Source organism: Planococcus sp. RAB007_Raresut (genome assembly GCF_057369535.1).
The window spans coordinates 1-250 of the sequence record NZ_JBXYIF010000205.1 but is presented as its reverse complement, the minus strand read 5'-3'; the positions used below and the strand labels follow the sequence as shown (position 1 = coordinate 250).

1 protein-coding gene is annotated in these 250 nt (G+C 44.0%); it reads left to right on the top strand.

The genetic code is table 11. The features are described 5' to 3' along the window. On the top strand, positions 1 to 230 hold a 230-nt coding region (locus tag AC2Q9J_RS18285; protein ID WP_499042144.1), incomplete at its 5' end, for a protein kinase. Between the last annotated feature and the right edge of the window lie 20 nt (positions 231 to 250).

Below are 250 nucleotides of genomic sequence, written 5' to 3'. Positions count from 1 at the left end.
ATACATTTAAGGAACTCCGAGCTGCAACGAGCCATTTCAACCCAAAGAATATACTGGGGAAGGGAGGATTTGGTATTGTATACAAAGGCCAGTTGCATGATGGGACTTTGGTGGCTGTCAAAAGGTTAAAGGATTACAGTGCTGTGGGTGGTGAAATACAGTTCCAGACAGAAGTAGAGTTGATCAGTCTGGCTGTTCATAGAAATCTTCTCCGCATTTGGGGGTTCTGACTGACTCAAAATGAACGTCA